Here is a 24,528-nt window from a genome sequence, read left to right as displayed (position 1 = left end):
AGTCGGTAGAGCAGGGGACTGAAAATCCCCGTGTCGGTGGTTCGATTCCGCCTCTGGGCACCATGAAAAAACAGTAAGCATATATGCTTACTGTTTTTTTTGTCTATTAATGTTATAATATGGTATGATCAATATGTAAATAGTACATAGCATATAGGAGGAAATTATGAATATTAAAAAGGTATATGTTTTATTAATTTTAGCAGTAATTTTTTGGGGAACTTCTTTTGCTACAGCAAAATTAGGAATGGGATCTTTATCACCTGCTCAATTTTTATTTTTAAGGACTTTTTTTTCAACAATTGTTTTTTTCTTTATATTAAAGAAAGTAGAACCAGAAAAGAGAAAAATACATAAGGAAGATCTTCCATATATATTTTATTTAGCATTTATGGGTTTTACAGGATATTTTATTGTACAATATAGTGCTTTGTATTTTACAAGTACAGTCAATGCTTCTTTAATTTTAGGAATGTCTCCTATTATGATTGCAGTTTATGCTAGAATTTTTCTCAAGGAAGAATTAAATGTCTATAGAATATTAGGAATGATGTTATGTTTTATAGGGATATTGGCAATCATTACAAAGGGTCACTTATTTGGAATTTTTAAAAGTAAAACTTTATTTGGAGATTTTTTAATAATCTTGGATGCAGGTATGTTGGCTGCATTTTCTATTGGATCAAAGAGAATACTACAAAAATATGATCCGTTTATTGCAATTGCTCATATTAATACTGCATCATGTATACTTTTAATACCTATTATATTGATTCCTAATTTTTTATCTCCTGTTTCGTTTGTTTATATGATTTCAAAATTGAGTATAAAAAATATATTAGCTGCTTTATATTTGGCTCTGACTTGTACAGTTGTGGGATATTATGGATGGTATACAGGAATCAAAGATATTGGAGCTTCTAGAACTGCTGTTTTTAATTATATCAATCCATTAGTGGCATCTATTGTTTCTATTGTTATGTTTCAAGAAGATATTAGTAGATATACTTTTTTAGGAGGACTAGGGATTATTGCAGGAGTATCATTGAATAATATGAAAATATCTGTGGGAAAGAGTACTAGAAGTGCATCATAAAATGGAATATAATAGAATAAGAATATATTAAGTAGGGGTGAACAGATGAAATCAGAAGCTTTTTTAAATTACTATATTTATAATGCAGAGGTATATGAAACAGAAGAAATCCATCCATTTGAGAACATTTCTTCATCTATGATTTATGAGGTTATTAGAATTATTGATGGAATTCCTCTTTTTTTAGAAGAACATTTAGAAAGATTAAGAAAATCAGCACAAATTTTAGGACAAAAGATACATAAATCTGATGAAGATATAGAAAAAGAAATTGTTAAATTGGTTTTAATGAATGATTGTAAAAATATAAATGTAAAGCTTCTTTGTACCAATTTAGAAAAAGAAAAACAAGATTTTTTTACTTATTTTATTAAAAGTTATTATCCAGAAAAAAAAGTGTATGAAAAAGGAATTCATACTATTTTGTATCGTTCTGAGAGAAAAAATCCAAATGCAAAGGTGCTTAATGCTTCATTTAAAGAAAGTGTAAAAGAACTTTTAGAAAAAGAAAATGCTTTTGAAGCTATTTTAGTGAATGAAGATGAATCCATTACAGAGGGAAGTCGTTCCAATATGTTTTTTGTAAAAAACAATAAGGTATATACGGCTTCAGGACAAAAAGTTTTATTAGGAGTTACTAGAAATAAGATTATGGAGGTTTGCAAAAGTTTAGGTATACAAGTCATAGAAAAGTCTATTTATGAAAGTGAAATCCCTACTTTACAAGGAGCTTTTATGTCGGGAACTTCTGTGAATGTGTTACCAATTGAAAGTATCGGAAAAGATCATATCCATTCTGTAGATAATCCTATTATTCAAAAAATAGGGAAAGGATATATAGAAGAAATGAAAAAATATCTTCAAAGTAAAAGTGCCAAATAAAATCTTGGCACTTTATCCATTTACAAAGATTTCAATGAGTGGTATGATGTGAAAAAAGATTTTGTGATATTCAAAAGTCTAAAGGAATAATATATTTATGTAAAAGAAAGTATTGAGGTGAAGAAAATATGATAAGTAAAAAACGAGCTATAACAGGAGCAATCATATTAGTATTAATAACAGGAATTTTTACTTTTACTGTGAGTAATATTGTAGGATTAACAGTAGGAGACAAGGTAGTTATCTCAAAAGGAGATTATAAATACTATAAAGACTTAAACAAAACTTATGGCAAAATGTTAGGGTTAAAAGAAATTGTTACACAAAATTATTATAAACCAGTTAATGAAGCAAACTTTGAGGATTGGCTCATAAGAGGCATGTTTGCAGCATTAGAAGATCCATATTCTCAATATATGGATAGAGCTGAGTTTAAAAGATTCATGGAGCATACGGAAGGGAATTATTATGGAGGAATTGGTGTCATTATGACACAAGGAGAGGATGGACTTATTACTGTAGTAGAACCTTTTCAAGGGTCTCCAGGGGACAGAGCAGGTCTAAAGCCAGGAGATAAGATTATAGGAGTAGATGGTGAAGAGTTTATTGCACAAAAATTAGAGCAAGCTGTTACTAAAATAAAGGGAAAAGAAGGTACACAAGTTACTTTGACAGTTCTTAAAAAAGGAAGTAAAGAAACTCAAGATGTTTTAATCACAAGAGAAAAAGTAAGATCTCAAACTGTATCTACAAAAATATTAAAAGATGATATGGGTTATATTCGTATTAGTATGTTTGATGAACATACTTCAGAAGATTTCTTAAAAAGATTAAAAGAATTAGAAAATAAAAATATAAAAGGATTGGTGATTGATTTAAGAAATAACCCAGGTGGATTATTAGAAGAATGTGTAAAAGTAGCAGATAGATTATTAGGAGAGCAGACTATTGTATATACAATGGATCGAGCTGGAAAGAAAGAATATAAAAAGTCTGATAAAGATCGTGTAAATTATCCTTTTGTATTGTTAGTAAATGGAGGAAGTGCTAGTGCTTCTGAAATTTTATCTGGTGCTGTACAGGATACAAAATCAGGACAATTAATAGGAACGACTACCTTTGGAAAAGGACTTGTACAACAAATTCGAGGATTAAAGGATGGTTCAGGTTTTAGACTTACTACAGCTCAATACTTTACACCAAATGGTACTTATATTCATGGAAAGGGAATTGCTCCAGATATTGAAGTAAAGCTTCCAAAAGAATTGGAAGAAAAATTGTATTTGATTACTTATGAGGAAGATATACAATTACAAAAGGCTGTAGAGGTTTTAGAAAATAAAATTAAAAGATAAGTTTAGAATATGAATAATATGGAAAAAATAAATAGTAAATTGAAAAAGCGTCCAAGAGTTTATGGACGCTTTTGTCATATAAGGAGGAGATGCTTTGAGTAATTTTTTACAACCTTCTTTTTTATTGATTTTTATTCTTTTGGGTATACAATATCAAAAAATTTATAAAAGAAGAAAAAAAATTATAGGTAAATCTCATTCAGTACAGTATATGTTCTTTTATGCAATAGGAGTAGGATTATTAGGAGGAATATTAGGAAGTATATTGATGATTCAATTCGGGACAGTTATCAACTTTATGGACTATATATATATTCTTCCTTTATCTATCATTCTTATGTTTATTCATCCTAGATATATATGTTTTTCTTATTCAGGTGGATTATTAGCTTTATCAAGTTTGATTTTAGGTTTTCCAAGTATGGATGTATCTAAAGTTTTAGAAATTATTGCAATTTTGCATTTGATTGAAAGTGTTTTAATTTACTTTGATGGAGACAAAGAAGCGATTCCTATTTTAATAGAACATGAAAAATATGGAATTATAGGTGGATATATGATGCAAAGGTTTTGGCCTATTCCAATGATGTTTTTTCCTATGTGTTGTGTAGCAGCTTTAGGATATGGAGATTTAGCTTTAGGTGATGTTCCAAAAAAAAAATGCAAAGAATCTGGAAAAAGATTGTTTGTGTATAGTGTAAGTTTACTCATTTTGGCTATTTTATCAATGAATTTTTATGATATAAAATTTATTGCTGCTTTATTTGCGCCTATAGGTCATGAAATTCTTATTGTATATGGGCAAAGAAAAGAGAAAAAAAAGACACCTATTTTTAGAAATCATAGTAGAGGAGTTAGTGTACTTGATTTATATAAAGGAGGAGTAGGAGAGAAAATAGGACTTCAAAGAGGAGATATTATTTTATCTATCAATGGAAGTGTAATAAATGACAAAAATCATATACAGGAAGTTTTAAAATATTCTTGTTGTGATTTATATATGAAAGTAATGAATCTAAATGGAAGAATTAGAAATTTAGAGTATAAACAAGAGAAAATAGAAATAAAAAATTTAGATATTTTAGTAATACCCAAAAATTCATCCTATGTATTTGATATAGATAAAGAAAAAGGAATTTTAAAAAGATTAATAGATCAGTACAAAACAACAAAAAACCCCGTATGTTCTTAAACTACATGCGAGTTTTTTTGTTGTTTTTATTTTTATACATACGCAGATCTGCAATTTTAAATAACTCTTTATGATCTGTAGAGTCTTTAGGAAATTCAGCTACTCCAAAGCTAAAATCTACATAAAATTCATTATGATCATAAGTGAGAGGGTGCTCACTTATTTTTTGAAAAATCAATTCTATTTTTTTCTGAGTTTGTTGTCGTGTAGAATTTAAAAATATGAGTACAAACTCATCTCCTCCAAATCTTCCTAATATATCAGAAGACCTGACATTATTTTTGAGAATATCTGCAAAATGTTGTATAGCTAAGTCTCCTGCTAAGTGGCCATATACATCATTAATTTTTTTTAGATTATTTAAATCGATCATACATAAACAAAATTGTTCGTTATATCGTAGTGCTTGTTGATAGATATTATTAAAAAGTTCGTCAAAATAATGCCTATGATAAAGCTGTGTAAGACCATCATACCTAGATAAAAATAAAGTTTTTTCAAAAAGAAGTACGTTTTTTATAGCCACAGCTAATTGACCTGTTAAATATTCTAATATGACCATATCTTCTTCAGTAAAAATTCCCTCATGAGAAATATTATCTATATTGACTATACCATATACTTGGTTATCAATAATAATAGGTGTACACATGGTAGATTTAATTTTGAATGCATCCGTATCTTTTAATAGCTTGTAATTTTTGGAGGACATATTTTGAAGATTAAAATGATCAGGATTTTTTATAATAATAGATTTTAAATTTTTATGATGTTCTAAAAAAAGTTCTTCAGAAGATAATTTGATTTGTGAAAGTTCTTCTAAATTAAATCCATGTACTGCTTTAAATTCAAATAGATCTTCTTCATTTTTTATTAAAATACTAGCCGTATCTGCTTGATCTATTACTTGTACCATGCTACTTACAAAGAGTCTTAATAATTCATCCATATTTTCAATAGAAACAATAGAATTACTAATTTGAAGCATAATATCTTTCATTTCATTGTATTTTTGCATTTCTTTATTGATTTGTAGATGTTTCTTTACTATTTTCTCATAAATAGTATAGTGATAAAAACAGATACAACCAATGATGATAGATAAGATTATTGGATATCCTAAAGGTAAACATTTACCTAAGAAGTAAAAAAAATAATGCAATAGAAAAGGAATACTCACAAGCAAAATAAAAAAAGAAAAACTTGTTTTTTTTGTTTTATTGATCACATCATTCACCTACAATTTTATTAATAATATATAGAAATTTTTAACTGAGTTGTAATTATTTCATATTTATGAAGGTATTATCATAATTAGAATAAAAAGGGTATTATATACTAGATCGTATTTTATCTTTTTATTATATACTATTCACTAATAATTGAAAATGTTTTATAAAAAGTATTTATATAAATTTTAAAAATGTCTATAGTAAAAAAATACTATTTTTTACAATATATACTTTGAAAATATAAAAAAAAGGAATAGATTGACGAAAATCATAGAGAAAGCTATAATAAAATTACGAACAAATGTTTGTAAAATGAAAAATGTTTATAAATAAAAAAACTAGGTATAGTATAAAGGAAAATGAGTATAGATAGAGAGGTTTTTAGGATGAATAAATTTAAAATTGCATCAGAATATAGACCAACAGGAGATCAACCAAAAGCTATAAAGTCTTTAAGCAATGGAATAAAAAAAGGACTGAAACATCAAACCCTTTTAGGGGTTACAGGATCTGGAAAAACTTTTACGATGGCTAATGTAATAGAGAAAGTACAAAAGCCTACTTTGATAATTGCTCATAATAAGACATTAGCGGCTCAACTTTGCAGTGAATTTAAAGAATTTTTTCCAGAAAATGCAGTAGAATATTTTGTGAGTTATTATGATTATTATCAACCAGAAGCTTATGTAGCTCATACGGATACTTATATAGAAAAAGATGCACAAATTAATGATGAGATAGATAAGCTTCGCCATTCCGCAACAGCAGCTTTATTTGAAAGAAAAGATGTAATTATTGTAGCGAGTGTATCTTGTATATATGGACTTGGAGACCCTATTGATTATGAAAATCAAGTATTATCTATAAGACCAGGAATCACAAAGAGTAGAGATGAAATTTTAAAAAAATTAGTTGAAATTCAATATGTAAGAAATGATGTGAATTTTATAAGAGGAACCTTTAGGGTAAGAGGAGATGTAGTAGAGATTTTTCCTGCTGGAGCTTCAGAAAATGCTATAAGAGTAGAATTATTTGGAGATGAAATAGATAGGATTACAGAAATAAATACTGTGACAGGAGAGATCATAGGACTTAGAAAACATATATCGATTTTTCCAGCTTCTCACTATGTAACTACAAAAGAAAAGCTTGAAAAAGCTATTGTAGATATAGAAGAAGAATTATATGATCGAGTAAAATATTTTAAAGAAAATGAAAAATTAATAGAAGCTCAAAGAATTCAGCAAAGAACTATGTATGATATAGAAATGCTAAGGGAAGTAGGATTTTGTCAGGGAATTGAAAATTATTCAAGACATATTTCTCAAAGACCACCAGGGAGTAAACCATTTACATTGATAGATTATTTTCCAGATGATTTTTTAATTCTTGTAGATGAATCTCATGTAACTATTCCACAGATTAGAGGTATGTATGCAGGAGATCAATCAAGAAAAGGAAATTTAGTGGAATATGGATTTCGGCTTCCTTCTGCTTATGACAATAGACCATTAAATTTTAATGAGTTTGAAGGATTAGTCAATCAAATTATCTATGTAAGTGCAACACCAGGTCCTTATGAAAAGGAGTATCAAGAAAATGTAGTAGAACAAATTATAAGACCTACAGGACTTATTGATCCTAAGATAGATGTAAGACCTATTCATGGACAAATTGATGATTTAATAGAAGAAATTCATCATGTAGTAGATAAAAAACAAAGGATACTCATTACTACCTTAACGAAAAAAATGGCAGAGGATTTGACTTCTTATTTTAAAGAAGTAGGGATTAAAGTAAGATATCTTCATTCAGATATAGATACTATAGAAAGAATGGAAATTATAAGAGATTTAAGATTAGGTGTATTTGATGTATTAGTTGGGATTAACCTTCTAAGAGAAGGACTTGATATTCCAGAGGTGTCTTTAGTTGCTATTTTAGATGCAGATAAACAAGGTTTCTTGCGTTCTGAAACATCTTTAATCCAAACCATAGGAAGAGCTGCTAGAAATATAGATGGAAAAGTTATTATGTATGCAGATAAAATAACAGATTCTATGAAAAAAGCTATAGATGAAACAAATAGAAGAAGAGAGCTTCAACAAAAATATAATGAAGATAATAACATTACACCAAAAGGTATTATAAAAAAAGTAAGAGATATTATTGAAGCTACAAAGGTAGCTGAGGAAGATGTTCAATATGGTGTAAAAAAAGATTTAAATGAAATGAATAAAGAAGAAATAAAAGACTTAATTAAAAAACTTGAATTAGAAATGAAGGAAGCTGCAGAAAATCTACAGTTTGAAAGAGCGGCTCAACTTAGAGACAAAATTATAAAGCTTCAGAAAGAGCTTTAATTGAGGTGATGAAATGGCACAAAATAGTATATTTATAAAAGGTGCGAGAGAACATAATTTAAAAAATATAGATATAGAAATTCCAAGAGATCAATTTGTAGTAATGACTGGCCTTAGTGGTTCTGGAAAATCTTCTTTAGCTTTTGATACGATTTATGCAGAAGGACAAAGAAGATATGTAGAGAGTTTATCAGCTTATGCAAGACAGTTTTTAGGACAAATGGAAAAGCCAGATGTAGATTCTATAGAAGGTTTATCTCCTGCTATTTCTATAGATCAAAAGACTACCAATAAAAATCCTAGATCTACTGTAGGAACTGTAACGGAAATTTATGATTATTTAAGACTTTTATTTTCACGGGTAGGAACTCCTCATTGTCCTATTTGTGGTATAGAGATAGCACAGCAAACGATAGATCAAATTGTAGATCAGATTATTGACTTACCAGAAAGAACAAAGCTTCAAATTTTAGCACCTATTATAAGAGGGAGAAAAGGAGAGCATACAAAGGTTTTAGAAAAAATTCAAAAAGAAGGATATGTTCGAGTACGTGTAGATGGTGAAATTAAAGAATTGCAAGAAGAGATCAAACTTGAAAAAAATAAAAAACATACTATTGAAGTCGTGATTGATCGAATTATTGTCAAAGATGGAATAGAAAATAGACTTGCAGATTCTATAGAAACTACCATTCAATTATCAGATGGTTTGGTAGTAGTCAATATCATAGATGGAGAAGATTTAACCTTTAGTACAAAATTTTCTTGTCCTAAACATGGAATAGGGATTGAAGAATTAGAGCCAAGAATGTTTTCTTTTAATAGCCCTTATGGAGCATGTCCTCATTGTAATGGAATTGGACATCTTCAAAAGATTGATAAAGATTTAGTCATTCCAAATCCTTCTTTGAGTATCAAGGAAGGTGGAATTGCACCTATGGCAAATGCTAGTGAAGGAACTTATTATTTTGAAATGATTGAATCATTGGCAAAAGAATATGGGCTAGATTTAGCGACTCCCATCAAAGATCTTCCTAAAAAATTTTTAGAGGAATTATTATATGGTACGCAAAAAATTCTTACATTTAATTATGAAAGTAAATTTGGGGGGCAAAAAACTTATAAAGCTCCTTTTGAAGGAGTCATCAATAACTTAACGAGAAGATATAAAGAGACAAACTCAGATTATATGAGAGAAAAATTAGAAGAATATATGAGTTTTATTCCTTGTGATGATTGTCATGGAGCAAGACTTAAGCCAGAAGTAGTATCTGTAAAAATAAATGAAAAAAATATTTCTCAAGTAACAGAGTTTTCAATTCGAGAGGCTTTAGAATTTTTTAATAATCTTCATTTTTCAGACAAGAAAAAAATGATTGCCAATCAGATCCTAAAAGAGATCAATGATCGCTTAGGATTTTTAGTAGATGTAGGATTAGATTATCTAACCTTATCAAGGGCCGCGTCTACTTTATCAGGAGGAGAGTCTCAAAGGATTCGTCTAGCCACTCAAATTGGTTCAAGATTAGTAGGGGTACTTTATATATTAGATGAACCAAGCATAGGACTTCATCAAAAGGATAATGATAAGCTTATTAAAACTTTAAGAAATTTATCAGATATAGGAAATACTCTAATAGTAGTAGAACATGACGAAGATACCATGTATGCAGCAGATCATATTATAGATATAGGACCAGGGGCAGGAGAACATGGAGGAAATATTATAGCAGCTGGTACGATAGAGGATATTAAAAAGTGTGATGCTTCTATTACAGGACAATATTTATCAGGAAAGAAGAAAATAGAGATTCCAAAAGAGAGAAGAAGTCCAAATGGAAATTGGATTAAAATTATTGGAGCACAAGAAAATAATTTAAAAAACGTAGATGTAGCTTTTCCATTAGGGGTATTTACTTGCGTAACTGGTGTATCAGGTTCAGGAAAAAGCACTTTAGTTAATGAGATTTTTTATAAAAAGCTTGCTATGGAGCTTCACAGAGCAAAGAGTAGACCAGGAAAACATAAAGAAATCAAAGGTATTGAAAATATAGATAAGGTTATAGACGTTGATCAATCTCCTATTGGAAGAACTCCAAGATCTAATCCAGCTACCTATACAGGGGTATTTGATTTGATTCGTGATTTATTTGCAAAGGTTCCAGAAGCTAAAATGAGAGGTTATCAAAAGGGAAGATTTAGCTTTAATGTAAAGGGTGGAAGATGTGAGGCATGTAAGGGAGATGGAATCATAAAAATTGAAATGCATTTTCTTCCTGATGTGTATGTGCCTTGTGATGTATGTAAAGGAAAAAGGTACAATAGAGAAACATTAGAGGTAAAATACAAAGGAAAAACTATATCAGATGTATTAGATATGACAGTAGAAGAAGCAGTAACCTTTTTTGAAAACGTACCAGGAATTAAAAGAAAATTAGTTACTTTATATGAAGTAGGTCTTGGATATATAAAACTTGGACAACCATCTACCCAACTATCAGGTGGAGAAGCACAAAGGGTAAAGCTTGCAACAGAGCTTAGCAAAAGAAGTACATCAAAAACATTATATATATTAGATGAACCTACTACAGGGCTACATGTATCAGATATTCACAAACTTATAGGTGTTTTAAATAAGTTAGTAGATACAGGAAACACTGTGTTGGTCATTGAACATAATTTAGATGTGATTAAAGCTTGTGACTATATGATTGATTTAGGACCAGATGGAGGAGATCGGGGAGGTCAAATCCTAGGTGTTGGAACACCAGAAGATATTGTAGAAGTTTCTAATTCGCATACAGGTATATATTTAAAGAAGATTTTTGAAAAGGAAAAGATTTGATATATAGATCTAAATTTTATGATTTGTAAAAATAAAGAGCAGAGTTATAGAGTAGGAACTCTTTAAACTTGCTCTTTTATAATACATAGTAAATTATATATTTGATAAAATTGTAGATAAATATATAATTTTTGCCTATAGTCCAAAACTTTTTTATAAATTGAAGTATTTAATCAGTAAGTATAATTCCCCGGGCAATATTTTGTTGATTTAACACGACTCCAACTTGATCTCCAATTTTTAAATCTTCAAAATCTAAATTTATTTTTTTGTCATTTCTTTGAAAGATAATAATTACATTTTCATAAACTTTAATACTAGGTTCTATAGAGATACTATTGTCATCAAAATGTTGTTCTATAGTGAGTATTTTATTTTCTTTATCTATGTTTAAAATTTCACCATATACAAAGCTTTCTCCTTTGTATGGATTGCACTGAGGAAAATCTTGAAATGTAAAATTGTTTTTTAAAGTCAATGTATTATGGTAACTAGTATTAGAGTTTAATTTTGGGGATAAAGGGGTAATAGGAATATAGAAAGTGTCTTTATAATAGATAGTTTGTAAGGAGTGATTTTCATGATTTACTATAATATTTGTGTGTGTTAAATAAGCTTTTATGACCTCACAGTTTTCTTTTGCTGAACTTGTAGAAGTTGTAAAAATAAATAAGATAAAGATGATCAAACTTTTTTTAAATAAAATTTTCATAAATAGACCTCCTTGACAAATGTGATATTGTAAGTGTAGACAATCAATTTGAAAAGTATACATATTTTATGATACATAGGAGAAAATATTTATTTATCCATATTTCACATTAATGTTAAATAAAGGTTATTCGTTTTGTTAGCTAGATGTCACTAAATATATTTTTAAAAAGAAATGAGAGGAAAAAATGTTTGACATAAAAGAACAATTAAAAAAGTTACCACAGAAGCCTGGAGTTTATTTGATGAAGGATGAGAAGGATGAAATTATTTATGTAGGAAAGGCAATTTCATTAAAAAATAGAGTCAGACAATATTTTCAGTCTTCTAAAAATCAGCCTCCTAAGGTTTTAGCTATGATTTCTAATATATGTGAGTTTGAATATATCATTACAGATTCCGAAGTAGAGGCATTGATTTTAGAGAGCAATTTGATAAAAAAACATAGACCTAAATATAATATATTACTTCGAGATGACAAGCAGTATCCTTATATAAAAGTGACGTTGGGAGAGAAGTACCCAAGAATTTTAAAAACAAGAAGAATTATAAAAGATGGAGCTAAGTATTTTGGACCATATATTCATGTAGGAGCTGTCAATCAAACGATTGAGATGCTAAAGAAGATCTATCCTATTAGAAGTTGTAATAAAAATATTGAAAAAAATAAAGATAGACCTTGTTTAAATTTTCATATTCATAAATGTATAGGTCCTTGTACGGGGAATGTAGATGATAAAATATATATGAAAATGATTGATGAAATTGTATTATTTTTAAGTGGAAAGTATGAAGCTTTAGCAAAGAAGATAGAAGAAAAAATGAAAGAAGAAGCTTTAAATATGAATTTTGAAAAAGCAGCAGAGTATAGAGATCAAATTAGTGCAATTCATAGTATTATGGAAAAACAAAAAATTGTTTTATCTTCAGAGGTAGATCAAGATTTGATTGCATTAGCAAAAGGAGTAGAAGATGTATGTGTGATGATTTTCTTTGTAAGAGGGGGAAAACTCATAGGAAGAGAACATTACATAATCGATGCAAAACAAGATAGTAGAGAAGAGATTATGAGTGCTTTTATAAAACAATTTTATGCAGAGGTGGCATTTGTGCCTAAAGAAATTTTAATAGATGAAAAAATAGAAGATGAAGAATTAATAAGTACATGGTTATCTACAAAAAAAGATGGAAAAGTGATCATAAAACATCCTCAAAAAGGAGAGAAAAAAGCTCTATTAGATTTAGTTTATAAAAATGCAGTAGAGGTTTTAGAACAATTTAGAGAAAAGTTAATAAGAGACAAGAAAAAAAGTGAAGGAGCTATGAATGAGCTAGGAGAATCTTTGAGGCTTAAAAACCCTCCTTATAGAATTGAATCTTTTGATATTTCTAATATCCAAGGAGTTCATTCTGTAGCTTCTATGGTAGTATTTGAAAATGGAAAACCTAAGTATAGTGATTATAGAAGATTTAAAATAAAAACTATAGAAGGTCCTAATGATTATGGAAGTATGCAGGAGGTTATTTATAGAAGGTTTAAAAGGGGCATAAAAGAAAAAGAAGAAATGAAAGAAAAAGGTATTATAGATGATTTGGGTAAGTTTTCTAAGTTTCCAGATTTATTATTAATAGATGGAGGGCAAGGTCATGTAAATGCAGTACTAGAAGTTTTATATGCATTAGGAATTTCTATTCCTACAGCAGGAATGGTGAAGGATGATCATCATAGGACAAAGGATCTATTTTATGAAAATAAGCTTTTATCTATCTATGAAAAAAAGGATGTATTTCAGTTCGTAGGAAAAATACAAGAAGAAACACATAGATTTGCTATTAATTATCATAAAAGCTTAAGAGGAAAAACTATGACTCAATCTATATTAGAAGAAATCCCTGGGATTGGGGAAAAAAGAAAAAAGGCGTTATTAAAGCACTTTGAATCTATAAAAAAAATAAAAGATGCTTCTATACAAGAATTATGTGAAGTAGAAGGAATGAATCAAAGGGCTGCAAAGGGAATTTATGAATATTTTAAAAAGTCAAAAAAGACCTAAGTTTCTAGGTCTTTTTTGTTTGTAAAGAGAATAATAGAATGATCACACAAACAAAGCTTTTGACATAAATTAAAGTGATGAGAAAAATAATTTGAAGGAAAGGTGGAGAATAGATGAGATTAAAAAATAAAGTAGTAGTTGTTACAGGTGGAGGAAGAGGGATCGGAGAAGCTATTTGTTTAAGATTTGTAGAAGAAGGAGCAAAAATAGTGGTAGTAGATAAAAATGGGATAGATGTAGATTATGTTGTGGAGAAAATTAAGGAATCTGGTAAAGAAGCTATAGGAAAAGAAGTAGATGTTACGAATAAAAATCAAGTAGATGAAATGATAGAAGATATCGTAAGTAAATATAAAAAAATAGATGTTTTTATCAATAATGCAGGGATTACCGCAGATGCTAAATTAGAAAAAATGACTGAAGAACAATGGAATCAAGTTATAGATGTGAATTTAAAAGGAGTATTTTATTGTGGACAAAGTGCTGCAAAGGTAATGAAAAAACAAGGGTATGGAGTGATATTAAATGCATCTTCTGTTGTAGGACTTTATGGAAACTTTGGCCAAACCAATTATGCTGCTTCAAAATGGGGTGTGATCGGTATGACAAAAACATGGGCTAAGGAGTTAGGGAAATATGAAATAAGAGTCAATGCGGTAGCTCCAGGATTTACATTGACGCCAATGGTAGAAAAAATGCCTCAAGATGTACTTACAATGATTCAAAATAAGTCTCCATTAAAAAAATTAGCACAACCTGTTGATATTGCTAATGCTTTTTTATTTCTTGCATCAGATGAAGCAAGATTTATTACTGGAACTGTATTGAGTGTGGATGGAGGAGTTGTACTGTAATTTAAACCTCTTAAAATATTTCAAGAGGTTTTTTAAATTTTCTGAAAAAAATTTTGGAATATAAAAGGTATTTTGATCATAAGATGGATTTGTAGGTTTTAGAGAATACAAAAATACATGAAGAGATTTTTTATAAGAACAACTTTTTTATAAGAGGGATAAATAAGAGAGGGGATATAGGATGACAGAGAAGTCTTATAAAGAAATAACTATAGGAGAGAGTGCAAGTTTTACTAAGGTCATAGAAGAAAGTGATATTAGTAGCTTTGCAAGTGTTACAGGAGATTTTAACCCAATACACTTAGATTCAAAATTTGCTGCTAAAACCATGTTTAAAAAAAGAATTGTACATGGAATGCTTACAAATTCATTAATTTCTGCTGTGTTAGGAACCAAGTTACCAGGGATTAATACTCTTTACTTATCACAAAACACAAAATTTATAGCACCTGCTTTTATAGGAGATGAATTAACAGCTACAGTAGAAGTAAAGGAAAAAAGAGATGAAAAAAATATCATTATTTTAGAAACAATTGTTACCAATCAATTTGGAAATAAAATCTCAGTTGGTGAAGCCACTGTAAAAAAGATGGATATATAAAATAAAGGGGGAGTTCATATGAATACACAGCAACAAAATAACAATTTTTTAGATCAGTATATTAAGTTACAAAAAGATATGTTTCAAGTTTGGAAAGAAAGTTTTTTTATAAATAATAAAGAAAAAGAGTGTCACCATCAAATAGATGAAAAAAGTCCTATAGGTCTTTGGAATGATTGGATGAATAAGAGTTATCAAGCATTTTTTAAAAATATAAACCCTATAAAAGAAAGTTCTACTCAATGGGGAATGCTCAATGCATCTGAGATATACCAAAGTTTATATGAATTTTGGAAGAATCTAAGTACAATGCATGATCAAGAACAAGGAGAGGATTTTTACACCAATTGGCAAAAAGAATATAGTAAAATTTTATCAAATCATTTTATGAATTATTTACCTGATTTTTCAAAAAAATTATTGAAAGAGTCTATGAACACTTATGAGATATATTTAAATACAAGTAAAAATTTCTATATACCATGGATCAATAACTTAAGTGAAGGTCAAGAGTTATTAGGAAAGAGCTTTATGGGAGATGCAGATGCTTTTTTAGAGTATGGAAAACTTTGGAGAGGAAATTATGAAAAGACATTTGGCAAAGTTTTTGACCTTCCTGGTATAGGCATCGGTAAAGAATATTTTGAAAATGAGATGAAGCGTGCAGATGCTTTTGTTAGCTATATGAATACGGTAAATGAATTTTTTATGAATCTATATAAAGTAGGATCAGAAACTATGGAAAGAATTATTAAAGAGCATGAAAAGATGTTAAAGAATGGATCACAGCCAAAAACTTTTAAAGAGTTTTATGAATATTGGTGGAGAGAAAATGAAAAAGCTTATATGAATCTCTTTAAAACAGATGATTTTTCTAAACTACTAGGTAAGGTTGTGGATGCGGGCTTGATTGTAAAACAAAACATGGATAAATTTTTTGAGGAGCAATTAGATTTTTTACCTTTTCCTAAGATGAGCCATATGAAGAGCCTTTATAAAACAGTATATGACTTGAAAAAAGAAGTGAAAAAATTAAATAAAGAAATAGACGATTTAATAAAAAATAAAGATAAAAATGAAATGAAGCTATAGGAGGGGACCATATATGTATTCATTTTGGGGAATAGATATGCAAAAATCAATGGAAGATTATTTAGATATTCAAAATAAATTTGCAAAGGGAATAAAAAATCTATTTAATATAGAAGATACAGCTTCAGACAAAACACCTAAAGAACTTATATACACTGAAGATAAAATGAAATTGTATCATTATAAACCATTAGTAAAAAATCCATGCAAAGTTCCAACGTTAATTGTTTATGCATTAGTAAATCGTCAATATATGATGGATATTCAACAAGATCGTAGTGTTATTAAGAGTTTCCTAAAACAAGGGTTAGATGTTTATATTATAGACTGGGGATATCCTACACAAGAAGATATGTATCTTACTATGGATGATTATATTAATGGATATATCAATAATGCAGTAGATTATATTCGAGAATCTACGAAAGTTGATCAATTAAATATTTTAGGAGTATGCCAAGGAGGTACCTTTTCTACGATTTATTCTGCTATTTATCCAGAAAAAATTAAAAATTTAGTTACAATGGTTACCCCTATTGACTTTGATGTAGAAGAGGGATTGTTATTTAAATGGGGGAAATATTTAAATATAGATAACATGGTAGATACATATGGAGTTTTACCTGGGGCGTTGATGAATTCAGGATATTTGATGTTAAAGCCTTTTCAGCTTATGTTAGATAAGTATGTAAATCTTTTTGAAAATATTGATCAACGTGAGCTAGTTGAAAATTTTATGAGAATGGAAAAATGGATATTTGATAGTCCTGGGCAGGCAGGAGAGACACTACGACAATTTGTAAAAGACTTATATCAAGAAAATAAGCTGGTGAAGGGTTCTTTAAAGGTGGGGGACAAAAAAGTTGATTTAAAAAATATTAATATGCCTGTACTCAATATATATGCAGAATATGATCACTTAGTAAGTCCTGATTCTAGTAAAGCTTTAAATGATTTAATATCTAGTAAAGACAAAGAACTTTGCTCTTTTCCTGTAGGGCATATAGGAATGTATGTAAGCTCTAAATCTCAAAAACAAATGAGTCCTAAAGTAGCTAAATGGTTAATAGATCGATCTGATGAAACAAATAAAAAATAACTAGTAAGTAAAAAAGATTTTGGTTTATAATATAATATATAAGATTAAATAAAAATTCAGATGGTTTAAAAACCATCTGAATTTTAGTTTAAGGAATCTATAAGTATAAAAAAAGAAGAGTAGGTGAATTTATGGAATATGTAACTATAGATGAAATTATTGAAGATTTGAATTTAGAAGTAATCTATGAGCCAGAGGAATCAGATGTCAAAATAGATGTTAGCGAAATTAATAGACCAGGTCTTCAATTAGCTGGATTTTATCAATATTTTGCTTACGAAAGAGTACAAGTTATAGGAATGGTAGAATGGGAATATTTTAATATATTGACTCATGATATAAGAACAAAAAGGGCAGAAAGATTATTTTCACATCCCATACCATGTATGATTATTGCAAGACATATGGAAGTTCATAAAGAATGTTTAGAAGCAGCTAAAAAATTTAAAAGACACCTTTTAAGAACAGAAGTAAGTACGACAAAGTTTATGAGCCAGCTGACGAATTATTTAGACGATAAATTAGCTCCTGTGATTACTAGACATGGAGTATTAGTAGATGTATATGGAATAGGAATTTTAATTATAGGAGAAAGTGGTATAGGTAAAAGTGAAACAGCACTAGAACTTATCAAAAGAGGACACAGATTGGTGGCAGATGATGCGGTAGAGATTAAACAAATAGACAATGACACACTACAAGGAAGTGCTCCAGAACTTACAAAACATTTTATGGAATTAAGAGGAATTGGCATATTAGATATTCAACATCTTTATGGAGTAGGGGCAGTGAGAGATAAAAAAACTATTGAACTTATTATAGAAATGGAGAACTGGCAACAAGGAAAGCAATATGACCGATTAGGTATTGATGAAGATTTTATGGGGATTTTGGGAGTAGATGTTTATAAAATAACAATTCCTATTAAGCCAGGAAGAAATTTAGCTATTATTATAGAGGCAGCAGCAAGAAATCACAGGCAAAAGAGAATGGGATATAATGCAGCGGAAATACTAAATGAAAGATTTGTAGAAGTTGCACAAAAAAGCAGGAGGTAACTCCTGCTTTTTTTAAAGTATTGACAAATGAATAGAAAAGGAATACTATATTAGTAAAATAAGTATATTACAATATTCTAATATACTAATGAATATAATTTAATATAAAAAGAGGTGAAATCAATGGATATGGATAATATGCAGGTAAAGATATTAAAAGCTTTAGCTCATCCAACTAGATTAAAAATAGTAAAGAAATTGCTAAAAGGAACTTTATGTGTTTGTGAACTTAATGAAGATATTGATTTTAGTCAATCAAACCTTTCGCAACATCTAAAGATCTTAAGAGAGGCAAATATATTGATTCAAGAAAAGGATGGATTAAGGGTTAATTATAGTATTAAAAGTGAAGAAGTTACTCAATTGATTTTTATTGTTGAAAAGATAGTTGAAAAAGAAATAAAAAATCTTACCAAACAAATGGGAGGGGAGTAAATTGTTACAATGGATTACTAAATTATTTAAATTTTTATGGCTAGATCATATGGTTGAAAAATTGGTGGAGAATGTATTAGGTATTTCTATGAATACCAATTTGGGTTTGAGTATACATTTTTTTATTTATGATAGCATTAAGATTATTATTTTACTTAGCATTATGATTTTTGTAATATCTTATATTAGAAGTTATTTTCCACCTGAAAAAACGAAGAAAATATTAAGTAGATTTAGTGGAATTACAGGAAATATTATGGCATCTATTTTAGGGATTGTAACTCCATTTTGTTCTTGTTCATCTGTGCCTATTTTTATAGGGTTTGTTGAAGCTGGAGTTCCATTAGGACTTACTTTTTCATTTTTAATTACATCACCTATTGTAAATGAGGCAGCTTTTGCAATACTTCTGGCTTCCTTTGGAGTAAAGATTGCCCTATTATATGTAGTAACAGGGGTAATAGTAGGTGTAGTAGGAGGGTTATTAATAGGAAAACTCAATATGGAAAAAGAAGTAGAAGAATATGTATATGAAATACAAATAGGCGAAGTAGCAATTGATGAATTAAATTCCAAGGAAAGAATTCAATTTGCAATAGATAATGTAGTAGACATTGTAAAAAGAATATGGATTTATTTGATTATAGGTATTGGAATAGGTGCTTTTATTCATGGTTGGGCTCCAGCCCCACTTCTTGCAAAATATGCAGGGCCTAATAATCCATTTGCAGTCATTGTAGGAGTAATTTTGGGAATACCTCTTTATTCTAATGCTTTAGGAACAATCCCTATTGCCAATGCATTAATTAACAAAGGGGTAGGAATTGGAACAGCATTATCTTTTATGATGGCAGTTACAGCTTTATCACTACCAGCAATTATTCTTTTAAGAAAAGTCATCAAACCAAAATTGATAAAAGCTTTTGTGATTATTACAGGAATAGGAATTATTTTTGTTGGATATTTATTTAATGCAGTAGCACATTTATTGGTATAAACCAATAGATCAAATAAATTTAAATAGGAGGTTTTATATGAATATTAAAATTTTAGGAACTGGTTGCATGAATTGCAAGAAATTGGAGGAAAATACAAGAGAAGCTGTAAAACAATTAGGGTTAGAAAATGTAACTATTGAAAAAGTAGAAGATATTCCAAGTATTATGAAATACGGAGTAATGAAAACACCTGCATTAGTAGTAGATGAACAAGTTAAGGTAATGGGAAAAGTAGCTAAAACAGATGAAATTAAAAAATTAATTCAAAAGTAATAAACTAAAAAACTCTAGTTCATAGAGGGGTTTTCATTAATTTTAAAAATAGTTAATCTAAAATCATATATCTAACTAATGGATTGTATTCATTAGAAGGATAATATAAAAAATCTAATTGCAAGGATGAATCTGAGCAAAAGGTAAGAGGGTGATCATATGAATTTTTTGTGATATCAAAAACTTTCCTTAGCTTGTAAGGAAAGTTTTTTGCATAGAAGGGAGTATAAAAGTGAACAAAAGAATAGGAGTAGTTGCAATTATTGTTGAAGATAAAGAAAGTGTAGAAATGGTAAACAAATTTTTAAGTGAGTTTTCTGAGATTATAGTAGGTAGAATGGGGGTACCTTATAAAGAAAAGCATGTAAGTGTCATATCTATTATTGTAGATGGCAATACAGATGAAATAGGAGCCCTTACAGGAAAATTAGGAAGATTAAAAGGAGTAAGTGTAAAAAGTGCACTGACTCAAAAATAGGAGGAATTCATATGAGCACTCATCATATTATTAACGAAGAAAAAATCAATAAATTATTAATAGAAGGAGAAAAAGCGACTAAAAATGAAATTTTAGATATTATAAAAAAAGCAAGAGATTGTTATGGTTTATCACTTGAAGAGGCAGCAGTGCTACTTCAAGTAGAAGATAAAGATTTATTAGATGAATTATTTCAAACAGCAAGATTTATAAAAGATACTATATATGGAAATCGAATTGTTTTGTTTGCACCTTTATATACAAGTAATGAATGTACAAATAATTGCCTTTATTGTGGATTTAGGATGGATAATAAATTTCTTCATAGAAGAACTTTATCATCTGAGGAAATTGTACATGAGGCAAAATCTATTGAAGCTCAAGGACATAAAAGAATTTTATTAGTCTGTGGAGAAGATGCTAAAAAGACTCATATTGATCATATTGTAGATGGAGTTACAGCTATTTATGAAAATGCAGATATTAGAAGAATCAATGTAAATGCAGCTCCTATGAAAGTAGAGGATTTCAAAAAATTAAAAAAATGTGGAATAGGAACTTTTCAAATTTTTCAAGAGACTTATCATAGAGAGACCTATAAAAAAATGCATCCAACAGGAGCTAAAAAAGATTATGATTATCGACTTACTGCTACGGAACGTGCTTTTGAAGCAGGAATTGATGACTTTGGAATAGGTCCTTTATTAGGCCTTTATGATTACAAATTTGATGTATTGGCTACATTAATGCATTCTCAATATATGGATGAAAAATATAGTGTAGGACCTCATACCATATCTGTCCCAAGACTGAGACCAGCTCTTGGTTCAAAGCTTAAAGAGGTACCTTTTCCTATTACAGATGAAGAGTTTAAAAAAATAATAGCAGTGCTGCGTCTTACAGTTCCTTATACAGGAATGATTCTTTCTACAAGAGAAGCACCACATCTTCGTGATGAACTTATAAGCTTAGGAATTTCTCAAATATCTGCAGGATCTAAAATAAATCCAGGAGGATATGAAGATGATGATCGAGAGGCTACTCAATTTGAAGTAAATGATGAAAGAAGTTTAGATGAAATGCTTCGTGTTATTGTAAATAAAGGACATCTTCCAAGTTTTTGTACAGCCTGTTATAGAAATAATAGAACGGGAGAAGCTTTTATGGAGCTTGCAAAGGATGCACATATTCATGAATTTTGTCATCCTAATGCTATTCTTACATTTAAAGAAAATTTAGTTTCTTATGCTTCACAACAAACGAAGGAAATAGGAGAAAAAATGATCAAAGAAGAATTATGTAAAATAGAAAATGGAAAAGTAAAAGAGGAAACTATAAAAAGATTAAAACAAATAGAAGAAGGGCAAAAGGACTTATACTTTTAGGAGGACTTATGATCAAAAATTATTTAATCATGGCAGCATCCACCAATTATATGTTAAGGGCAGATCAATGCTTAAAAGAAGCCGGAATCAAAACCTTATTGGTTCCTGCTCCTTCTGAGTATGGCTCAGTTTGTGCTACAGCTATAAAAATAGAAAAAGAATATCTAAAAAAATCAAAAGAAGTACTAGAACAAAAGAATATAAAATTAAATGGAATTTATGAAGACAAGCCTAAAAAACTTATAGGACTTGTAGAAAAGCTTTCTAAAGATATGATTTCTGATGAATTTTTAAACATATTAAAAAGAATAGAAAATGGGGAAGAATTAAGTTTTGAAGAGATTGTTATTTTATTAAAAGCAGAGAGAAAATCTGAGGTAGGTGCACTTTTTCATGCTGCAGATCAAATGAGAAAAGAGATTGTTGGAGATGTAGTAGATATAAGGGGAGCTATTGAGTTTTCTAATATTTGTAGAAGAAATTGTAAATATTGTGGGATTCGAAAAGATATAGATATCAATAGATATAGAATGACTGAGGATGAAATATTAGAGGTTGTTCATGAAATGAATCATATGGGGCTTCAAACAGTGATTTTACAATCAGGAGAAGACATATGGTGGAGCAGTGAAAAAATAATATCTCTTCTTCAAAGAATAAAAAAAGAAACCGGGATGAAGATCACTTTAAGTATTGGAGAAAGACCAAAAGAAGAATATGCTCTTTATAAAAAAATGGGAGCTAATAATTTTTTATTAAAGATTGAAACAACAAATGAAGAAATTTTTAAATTTATTCATCCAGATGATGATTTCAATGAAAGAGTACAGTGTTCTAAGTGGTTAAGGGAGCTTGGATATTTAAATGGATCTGGAAATATGATAGGACTTCCTGGACAGAGAGTAGAAGATATTGCAAGAGATATTTTATTCTTTAAAGAAATGGGAATCAATATGATAGGAATTGGTCCTTTTCTTCCAGTAGAAGGGACTCCTTTTGAAAAATATCCAACAGGTTCTGTTGAAATGACTCTAAAGGCAGTAGCAGTTACAAGAATTGTATGCAAAAGAGTATTTATACCAGCTACTACGGCTCTTGCTAGTATTGATACAGATGGCCAGACAAAAGCTCTAAAAGCAGGAGCGAATACGATTATGCTCATTAATACTCCACCTAAATATAGATACAATTATCAAATATATACAGATAAAAATATGGTAGATTTAGAGAGCGCTTATAAAGCGATCAAAGAATCAAATCGGATACTGCCACCTTATATTAAAAAGGAGGATGAAAATGCAGGAGACACCAAGAGGCAATAGGCTACATATTTCATTATTTGGAAAAAGAAATGTAGGAAAATCAAGTCTTATCAATAGTTTTACCAATCAAGATATAGCCCTTGTATCTAATGTGGCGGGAACTACTACAGACCCTGTTTATAAGTCTATGGAGATATTACCTATAGGACCTGTCGTATTAATAGATACAGCAGGAATAGATGATGCTGGAGCACTTGGAAGGCTTAGAATACAAAAAACTTATGAAGTACTTCGTAAAACAGAGGTTGCTCTACTAATTTTTACAAAAGAAATCACTTCCTTTGAAAAAGATATGATTCAAAGAATGAAAGAAAAAAACATTCCTTTAATAGGAGTCATCAATAAAATAGATGAAGAAGATATAGATAAAGATACTTTAGAGGAATGGGAGAAAAGATATGATATTCCATTTGTAAAGGTAAGTGCGAAAATAAAATATGGAATAGAAAACTTAAAAGAAGCTATTATAAAAGTTGCTCATCTTAACAAACATGAAAAAGTTATAGTAGGAGATTTAATAGATCCAGGAGATTTTGTAGTGTTGGTAACTCCTATAGACAAAGCTGCTCCAAAGGGGAGATTAATCCTTCCACAGCAGCAAACCATAAGAGATATTATAGATCATGGAGGAGTGGCTATTGTTACAAGAGATACTTATCTTACAAAGACATTAAAAGATATTGGGAAAAAAACTAAGATGGTTATTACTGATTCTCAAGCTTTTAAAAAAGTAGATGAATTGACTCCAATAGATATCCCTCTTACTTCATTTTCTATTTTATTTGCAAGATACAAAGGAGATTTAGAAACTTTGGTACTTGGAGCAAGTAAAATAAAAAATTTACAAAAGGGAAGCAAAGTATTGATTTGTGAAGGGTGTACTCATCATAGACAAAAGGGAGACATAGGAAAAGATAAAATTCCAAAATGGATAGAAAATATGGCAGGAGAGAATTTGAGCTTTGAGTGGATCAGTGGGATTTCTTATCCAGATGAAGAAGATATTAAAAAATATGATTTGATTGTTCATTGCGGTGGATGTATGTTAAATCCTAAGGAAATGGAATTTAGAATCCAAAAAGCGGATGAATATAATATTCCTATTGTCAATTATGGAGTATTAATAGGCCTTGCTACAGGAGTATTAAATCGTGCATTAGATATATTTCCAAATATAAAAGAAAAGCTAAAATAGGCTGCATA

Annotated in this window: 21 protein-coding genes; 19 read left to right on the top strand and 2 right to left on the bottom strand. The window is 29.3% G+C overall.

Annotated elements, in window-relative coordinates; translation table 11 throughout:
* The first annotated feature begins 166 nt into the window (after positions 1–166).
* The 4 genes from EK368_RS03965 to EK368_RS03950 all read left to right on the top strand — a co-directional run bounded on the left by EK368_RS03965 (position 167) and on the right by EK368_RS03950 (position 4,525).
* A complete protein-coding gene (locus EK368_RS03965; protein WP_129596642.1) occupies positions 167–1,096 on the top strand; it encodes a DMT family transporter in 930 nt (309 codons plus the stop codon).
* 45 nt (positions 1,097–1,141) lie between these two features.
* A complete protein-coding gene (locus EK368_RS03960; protein WP_129596640.1) occupies positions 1,142–1,978 on the top strand; it encodes an aminotransferase class IV in 837 nt (278 codons plus the stop codon).
* 128 nt (positions 1,979–2,106) lie between these two features.
* Positions 2,107–3,333: a S41 family peptidase gene (locus EK368_RS03955; protein ID WP_129596638.1), complete on the top strand. Its 1,227-nt coding sequence runs from the start codon at positions 2,107–2,109 to the stop codon at positions 3,331–3,333.
* Positions 3,334–3,427: 94 nt separating this feature from the next.
* Positions 3,428–4,525, top strand: coding sequence for a PDZ domain-containing protein (locus EK368_RS03950; RefSeq protein ID WP_129596636.1), 1,098 nt, complete (start codon positions 3,428–3,430; stop codon positions 4,523–4,525).
* A gap of 1 nt (position 4,526) precedes the next feature.
* Here EK368_RS03950 and EK368_RS03945 read toward each other — a convergent pair whose 3' ends face one another.
* Positions 4,527–5,753, bottom strand: coding sequence for a sensor domain-containing diguanylate cyclase (locus EK368_RS03945; protein WP_129596634.1), 1,227 nt, complete (start codon positions 5,751–5,753; stop codon positions 4,527–4,529).
* Positions 5,754–6,143: 390 nt separating this feature from the next.
* Between EK368_RS03945 and uvrB the strand changes: the two genes are divergently transcribed.
* A complete protein-coding gene (uvrB, locus tag EK368_RS03940) occupies positions 6,144–8,120 on the top strand; it encodes an excinuclease ABC subunit UvrB (RefSeq protein ID WP_129596632.1) in 1,977 nt (658 codons plus the stop codon).
* A 13-nt stretch (positions 8,121–8,133) separates the two neighbouring features.
* Positions 8,134–10,965 (top strand): excinuclease ABC subunit UvrA, encoded by a 2,832-nt coding sequence (uvrA, locus tag EK368_RS03935; protein ID WP_129596630.1) that lies wholly within the window; start codon positions 8,134–8,136, stop codon positions 10,963–10,965.
* A 169-nt stretch (positions 10,966–11,134) separates the two neighbouring features.
* On the opposite strand, the gene EK368_RS03930 is transcribed toward uvrA, so the two are convergent.
* A complete protein-coding gene (locus tag EK368_RS03930) occupies positions 11,135–11,677 on the bottom strand; it encodes a hypothetical protein (protein ID WP_129596628.1) in 543 nt (180 codons plus the stop codon).
* A 187-nt stretch (positions 11,678–11,864) separates the two neighbouring features.
* Between EK368_RS03930 and uvrC the strand changes: the two genes are divergently transcribed.
* The 13 genes from uvrC (at position 11,865) to hydF (ending at position 24,520) form a co-directional block, all read left to right on the top strand.
* Positions 11,865–13,730 (top strand): excinuclease ABC subunit UvrC, encoded by a 1,866-nt coding sequence (uvrC, locus tag EK368_RS03925; RefSeq protein WP_129596626.1) that lies wholly within the window; start codon positions 11,865–11,867, stop codon positions 13,728–13,730.
* Positions 13,731–13,843: 113 nt separating this feature from the next.
* Complete coding sequence (gene fabG, locus EK368_RS03920; protein ID WP_129596624.1) at positions 13,844–14,584, top strand: 3-oxoacyl-ACP reductase FabG; 741 nt, start codon at positions 13,844–13,846, stop codon at positions 14,582–14,584.
* Positions 14,585–14,765: 181 nt separating this feature from the next.
* The gene (locus EK368_RS03915; protein ID WP_129596622.1) at positions 14,766–15,185 is read left to right on the top strand and encodes a MaoC family dehydratase; all 420 of its coding nucleotides are present in this window, start codon (positions 14,766–14,768) and stop codon (positions 15,183–15,185) included.
* Between the two features lie 18 nt (positions 15,186–15,203).
* Positions 15,204–16,277: a poly(R)-hydroxyalkanoic acid synthase subunit PhaE gene (locus EK368_RS03910; protein WP_129596620.1), complete on the top strand. Its 1,074-nt coding sequence runs from the start codon at positions 15,204–15,206 to the stop codon at positions 16,275–16,277.
* A gap of 13 nt (positions 16,278–16,290) precedes the next feature.
* On the top strand, positions 16,291–17,376 hold the full coding sequence (gene phaC / locus EK368_RS03905) for a class III poly(R)-hydroxyalkanoic acid synthase subunit PhaC (protein WP_129596618.1): 1,086 nt from the start codon (positions 16,291–16,293) through the stop codon (positions 17,374–17,376).
* Positions 17,377–17,507: 131 nt separating this feature from the next.
* On the top strand, positions 17,508–18,434 hold the full coding sequence (hprK, locus tag EK368_RS03900) for an HPr(Ser) kinase/phosphatase (RefSeq protein WP_129596616.1): 927 nt from the start codon (positions 17,508–17,510) through the stop codon (positions 18,432–18,434).
* A gap of 123 nt (positions 18,435–18,557) precedes the next feature.
* Positions 18,558–18,869 carry an ArsR/SmtB family transcription factor gene (locus EK368_RS03895; RefSeq protein WP_129596614.1) on the top strand — a complete coding sequence of 104 codons (312 nt, stop codon included), beginning with the start codon at positions 18,558–18,560 and terminating at the stop codon, positions 18,867–18,869.
* A 49-nt stretch (positions 18,870–18,918) separates the two neighbouring features.
* Positions 18,919–19,866: a permease gene (locus EK368_RS03890; RefSeq protein ID WP_129596646.1), complete on the top strand. Its 948-nt coding sequence runs from the start codon at positions 18,919–18,921 to the stop codon at positions 19,864–19,866.
* 37 nt (positions 19,867–19,903) lie between these two features.
* Positions 19,904–20,140: a thioredoxin family protein gene (locus tag EK368_RS03885; RefSeq protein WP_129596613.1), complete on the top strand. Its 237-nt coding sequence runs from the start codon at positions 19,904–19,906 to the stop codon at positions 20,138–20,140.
* A 232-nt stretch (positions 20,141–20,372) separates the two neighbouring features.
* Positions 20,373–20,618 (top strand): TM1266 family iron-only hydrogenase system putative regulator, encoded by a 246-nt coding sequence (locus tag EK368_RS03880; protein WP_129596611.1) that lies wholly within the window; start codon positions 20,373–20,375, stop codon positions 20,616–20,618.
* 11 nt (positions 20,619–20,629) lie between these two features.
* Positions 20,630–22,003 (top strand): [FeFe] hydrogenase H-cluster radical SAM maturase HydG, encoded by a 1,374-nt coding sequence (gene hydG, locus EK368_RS03875; RefSeq protein WP_129596609.1) that lies wholly within the window; start codon positions 20,630–20,632, stop codon positions 22,001–22,003.
* Positions 22,004–22,011: 8 nt separating this feature from the next.
* A complete protein-coding gene (hydE, locus tag EK368_RS03870) occupies positions 22,012–23,325 on the top strand; it encodes a [FeFe] hydrogenase H-cluster radical SAM maturase HydE (RefSeq protein ID WP_202976421.1) in 1,314 nt (437 codons plus the stop codon).
* Positions 23,300–24,520 carry a [FeFe] hydrogenase H-cluster maturation GTPase HydF gene (gene hydF / locus EK368_RS03865; RefSeq protein ID WP_129596607.1) on the top strand — a complete coding sequence of 407 codons (1,221 nt, stop codon included), beginning with the start codon at positions 23,300–23,302 and terminating at the stop codon, positions 24,518–24,520. The genes hydE and hydF overlap by 26 nt, the downstream gene beginning before the upstream one ends.
* Positions 24,521–24,528 lie beyond the last annotated feature (8 nt).

Source organism: Anaerophilus nitritigenes (assembly GCF_004138215.1).
GTDB lineage: Bacteria > Bacillota > Clostridia > Peptostreptococcales > Thermotaleaceae > Anaerophilus > Anaerophilus nitritogenes.
The sequence above is the reverse complement of the archived record's forward strand: the minus strand, read 5'-3'. Positions and strand labels throughout refer to the sequence as shown.